Consider the following 4,923-nt stretch of genomic DNA (forward strand, 5'->3'; position numbering starts at 1 on the left):
GAGCACCGCCGGCTCGATCCGCCGGCAGGACCCGCCGCCATGAAACCGCTTCAGGCCTCGTCAGGCGACTTGAACGCCGATCGCCGCGCCGACTATGCCGAGATGCTGCACGCTGATGGCGATCATGCGGCGGCGGCGGAATTGCTGCTCGGTGCACTGGAAATAACGCCGCAATGGGCGATGGGCTGGTTTCGCCTCGGCGAGATGCAGCAGGCGGCGGGCGCGGCGGATCTGGCCGCACAGGCGTGGACGATGTCGTTGCAACTCGATCCATCGGATCGTCAAGGCGCTGCACTGAACCTGCAATTGATCGGCATGGCGCCGGCGGTCGATGCGCTCCCCAGCGCCTTCGTCGAGACCTTGTTCGACCATTATGCCGAGAGCTTCGACGAGTCCCTGGTCGGCAGGCTGGGTTACCGCCTGCCTGGGATGCTCGACCAGGCCATTCGAGCGGCAAGGCCGGGCCGCTTCGCGCTGGCGCTCGATCTCGGCTGCGGCACAGGCCTGATGGGGCAGAGGCTGCGGCCGATCGCCGACCGGCTGGAGGGGTATGACATTTCGGCCAAAATGCTGAGAAAGGCGCGGGCCAAGGGCGTCTACGATTTCCTCGACAAGGCCGATCTGCGGGATCTTCCCTATGCCGGTCCGAAAGCCGATCTGGTGACGGTGGCCGATGTTTTCATCTATGTCGGTGCGCTGGGCGGCGTGGTGAAGACGATTGCCGGCCTGCTGGCCACGGATGGCCTGTTCGCGTTTTCCGTCGAGACGCTGGCTGGCGATGGCGATTTTGCGCTGCTGCCGTCACGCCGCTATGCGCATGCGCAACGCTATGTGCTCGACGTGCTGGCCGCCAACGGGCTTTCGGTCCTGTCACTGGAACCAACCGCGATCCGGCAGGATCGCGGGGAACACGTCAACGGGTTGGTCGTTGTGGTCAGGGCTCCGAACTCAGCTGAACAAAAGACCTGACGACAGCCGGTCGGCGGTGTCGGCAGCTTTTCGTCGGGTGCGATAGGAATTTTTTCTTGACACCCTGCCCTCAGCTATGGTACATTTTCGCCGATGGTGCTGATTTGCGCCAGTGACCCGCCGGACAGGCGGGTTTTTCGTTTGATGCTCCGTCAGCCGCGCGCCTGCGGAGGGGCAGCCTCGCCGCCTCGCAAATATTCCTGCTGTGAAAAAGTCCGATTTGCATGCGCGACTGATATTTGCGATCTGCTCGCGTCAGGGCGGGATATCAGGAGGAGCATAGCCGATGCGCTGGAACATGATGATCTTGGCCTCTTGCCTGCTGACCGCCGGCTGTGTCGGTGGCACTTCGATGTCGGAACAGCAGGATGCGAACGTCCAGTCGTCCCTGCAATACGACAGCGTGCCGTGCGACCAGTTGCTGGCGCAGCGCAATGGCTTGGCGCAGCAATACAACCTGCCGATCAAGGCCAAGCCGACCTTCTCCAATCCGGCGATGGGCTTCGGCCCGTTCACGCCGGACATGCGCTCGAAGGCCAAGCGCGATACCGACAAGGCGAGCGGTGAGATCGATGCCATGAACCGGTCGATCGATCGACGCGACTGCGGCCAGCCAAACAAGCAGAAGAAGCTCGCTCTGCCCGGCTAGCTAATACCCCGCCTTGCGGTCCACCAGATTGTCGAGCTTTTCGCCGCGTTCGAAGGCGTCCATCTGGCGCAGCATGATCGGCGCCAGATGCACCGGATCGGAGGTCGCCGCCGCGTGTGGCGTCACGAACACTTTCGGATGCCCCCACAGCGGACTGGTCTTCGGCAGCGGTTCGACCTCGAACACGTCGAGGCTTGCCTCCTTCAACGTGCCGTCATCCAGCGCCCGCAAAATGTCGGCATCCTTCTGCAGGCGGCCACGCCCGGCATTGATCAGCACCGAGCCGCCGAGGCCGTTGCGTTTCCGCAGCTCCTTCAGCACGCCGTAGTTGATGATGCCCTTGGTCTCCGGCGTCAGCGGCAGAAGCACCACCAGGATGTCGGTTGCCTTGAGGAAGGGGATCAATCCAGCTTCGCCGGAATAGGTCGCGACGCCTTGCATGGCCTTGTCGCTGCGCGACCAGCCATTGACGGCAAAGCCGAGCGAGAGCAGCACCGAGGCCGCGGCGCGGCCGAGACTGCCGAGGCCCATGATGCCGACCGAAATGTCACCGGCAGGCCTCTGCTGCGGCTCATGCCAGATCTTCTTCGACTGCTGCGACCGGTAGAGCAGGCCCTGGCGGTGATGGTCGAGCACCCGCCAGACGACATATTCCGTCATGTACTGGGTGAGGTTGTCGGCAACGATTTTGACGATCGGCACGTCGGGCAGGCCGGGATCGGCGAAGATATGGTCGACGCCGGCGCCGATCGAGAAGATGGCGCGCAGATTGGGCAGCGACGCCAGGATGTTCGGCTTCTGCTTCCATACAACGGCATAGGTGATCGAGGGGTCGCTGGCGCCGTCCGGCTCCAGCACCACCTCGCGTTCGGCCGACAGCAGGTCGCGCCAGCGCTGCGGATGAAAGCCGGTGACGGCAAGCAGGATGCGGCCTTTTTCCATTGCGGTCCTCTAGTCCCTCTTTACGCAAATCACTCGCTGACGATGCCGACCGGTGCCGTCTCGATCTTGAAGGCGGCCGAGATCAGCGCCCGAGTATAGTCGGTTTGCGGATTTTCAAAAATCTGCTGGGAAGGGCCGGCTTCGACGATCCTGCCATTGCGCATGACGATGACGTCGTTGGCGAGCGCCCGGATGACTTTCAAATCATGGCTGATGAAGAGATAGGCGAGATCGTGCTTGGCCTGCAGGCTGCGCAGCAGGTCGACAACCTGCGCCTGCACGCTCATGTCGAGTGCCGATGTCGGCTCGTCCAGCATGACGAAGCGCGGGTTGAGCACCATGGCGCGTGCGATGGCAACGCGCTGGCGCTGGCCGCCGGAAAACTCGTGCGGGTAGCGGTTGCGGGTCGCCGGATCGAGCCCAACCTCCTTCAGCACGGCGGCCACCTTGTCGTCGCGCTCGTCGGGCGACAGCTTCGGCTCGTGGATCTTGAGGCCTTCCTCGATGATCTCGGCGATCGACATGCGCGGGCTGAGCGAGCCGAACGGATCCTGGAAGACGATCTGCAATTCGCGCCTGAGCGGCCGCATTGCATTGAAGGACAGCTGGTTGATGTCGCGACCGTTGAACTGGATCATGCCGGTCGACGAGATCATGCGCGCCAGCGCCAAGCCGAGCGTCGTCTTGCCGGAGCCGGATTCGCCGACCACGCCGAGCGTCTGGCCGGCGCGCACGGTGACATCGATGCCGTCCACTGCCTTCACATTGTCGACGGTGCGGCGGAAGAAGCCCTGCTTGATCGGGAACCAGACCTTTATGTCCTTGCCGGTCATGACCGGCTTGGCGTCGGCATTGGCGGCCGGCGGCTTGCCCTTCGGCTCGGCCGCCAGCAGATGCCTTGTGTAGGCATGCTGCGGATTGGCGAAAATCTCCTTGGTCGGGCCGGTCTCGACGATCTTGCCCTTGGTCATCACGCAGACGCGGTCGGCAATCTTGCGCACGATGCCGAGATCATGGGTGATGAACAGCATCGACATGCCCTTGCGGCTCTTCAAGCCGGCCAGCAGTTCGAGGATCTGCGCCTGAACGGTGACGTCGAGCGCCGTCGTCGGCTCGTCGGCGATCAGAAGTTCGGGCTCGTTGGCCAGCGCCATGGCGATCATCACGCGCTGGCGCTGGCCCCCGGACAACTGGTGTGGATAGGCATCGAGGCGCTTGTGCGGATCGCGGATGCCAACCTCGTTGAGCAGGGCCAGCGTGCGCTCCTTGGCGGGGCGGTCGGCCATGCCTTGGTGCAGCTTCAGGATCTCGACGATTTGATGCTCGATCGTGTGCAGCGGATTGAGCGAGGTCATCGGCTCCTGGAAGATCATGGTGATCTTGTTGCCGCGCACCTGCCGCAACTGCTTCTCGCCCATCGCCAGCAGGTCGTTGCCCTGGAACACGATCTTTCCCGAGGGGTGGCTGGCGCTTGGATAGGGCAAAAGCTTCAGCACCGAAAGCGCCGAGACCGATTTGCCGGAGCCGGATTCGCCGACCAGCGCCACCGTCTCGCCCTTGGCGATGTCGAACGAGATGTGGTCGACAGCCGTCGACTGGCCGCCGCCCTGGCTGAAGGCGACGCTGAGGTCCTGTACGCTGAGCAAGGGGGCTTCGCTCATCTGAACGTCTTGCGCGGATCGAAGGCGTCGCGCGTCGCCTCGCCGACGAAGACCAGCAGGGACAGCATCAGCGAGATGACGACGAAGCCGGAAATGCCGAGCCACGGCGCATTGAGGTTGCGCTGCGCCTGCTTGAGCAATTCGCCGAGCGAGGCGGAGCCGGGCGGCAGGCCAAAGCCGAGATAGTCGAGCGAGGTCAGCGTCGAGATCGAGCCCGAGAGCAGGAAGGGCATGAAGGTCAGTGTCGCCACCATGGCGTTGGGCAACAGGTGCCGGAACATGATGGTGCGGTTGGGCACGCCGAGCGCCCGGGCCGCGTTGACATATTCGAAATTGCGGGCGCGCAGGAACTCGGCCCGCACCACGCCGACCAGCGCCACCCAGGAAAACAGCAGCATCAGGCCGAGCAGGATGAAGAAGCCCGGCGGCAGGATGGCGGCGACGATGAGCAGGAGATAGAGCACCGGGATGGCGGACCAGATCTCGATGAAACGCTGGAACAAGAGATCCGTCCAGCCGCCGAAATAGCCTTGCACGGCGCCGGCCGCGACGCCGATCAAGGCGGAGCCGGCGGTCAGGATCAGGCCGAACAGCACCGAAATGCGGAAGCCGTAGATGACGCGCGCCAGCACGTCGCGCGCCTGGTCGTCGGTGCCGAGCCAATTCCAGTTGCCGACGATGCAGGCGGGGGCGGCAGCACCC

General features: G+C 63.9%; 5 protein-coding genes. 2 read left to right on the forward strand and 3 right to left on the reverse strand.

The features are described 5' to 3' along the window. Positions 1-39: 39 nt before the first annotated feature. Entirely contained in the window at positions 40-969 is a 930-nt protein-coding gene (locus tag EN991_RS23230; RefSeq protein ID WP_127369628.1) for a methyltransferase domain-containing protein, read from the forward strand. Positions 970-1,255: 286 nt separating this feature from the next. Then, positions 1,256-1,618 (forward strand): hypothetical protein, encoded by a 363-nt coding sequence (locus EN991_RS23235; protein WP_127369629.1) that lies wholly within the window; start codon positions 1,256-1,258, stop codon positions 1,616-1,618. Here the strand turns inward: EN991_RS23235 and EN991_RS23240 are convergent, their stop codons facing one another. The 3 genes from EN991_RS23240 to EN991_RS23250 all read right to left on the reverse strand — a co-directional run. Further along, positions 1,619-2,560 carry a glyoxylate/hydroxypyruvate reductase A gene (locus tag EN991_RS23240; RefSeq protein ID WP_127366681.1) on the reverse strand — a complete coding sequence of 314 codons (942 nt, stop codon included), beginning with the start codon at positions 2,558-2,560 and terminating at the stop codon, positions 1,619-1,621. A 29-nt stretch (positions 2,561-2,589) separates the two neighbouring features. Then, positions 2,590-4,221 (reverse strand): ABC transporter ATP-binding protein, encoded by a 1,632-nt coding sequence (locus tag EN991_RS23245; protein ID WP_013527943.1) that lies wholly within the window; start codon positions 4,219-4,221, stop codon positions 2,590-2,592. Next, positions 4,218-4,923 (reverse strand): ABC transporter permease (locus tag EN991_RS23250; RefSeq protein ID WP_164750006.1); only part of this gene is annotated, 706 nt, incomplete at its 5' end. The genes EN991_RS23245 and EN991_RS23250, both read right to left, overlap by 4 nt.

Origin of the sequence: Mesorhizobium sp. M7A.F.Ca.US.005.03.2.1 (assembly GCF_003997795.1) — a bacterium.
GTDB classification, from domain to species: domain Bacteria; phylum Pseudomonadota; class Alphaproteobacteria; order Rhizobiales; family Rhizobiaceae; genus Mesorhizobium; species Mesorhizobium ciceri.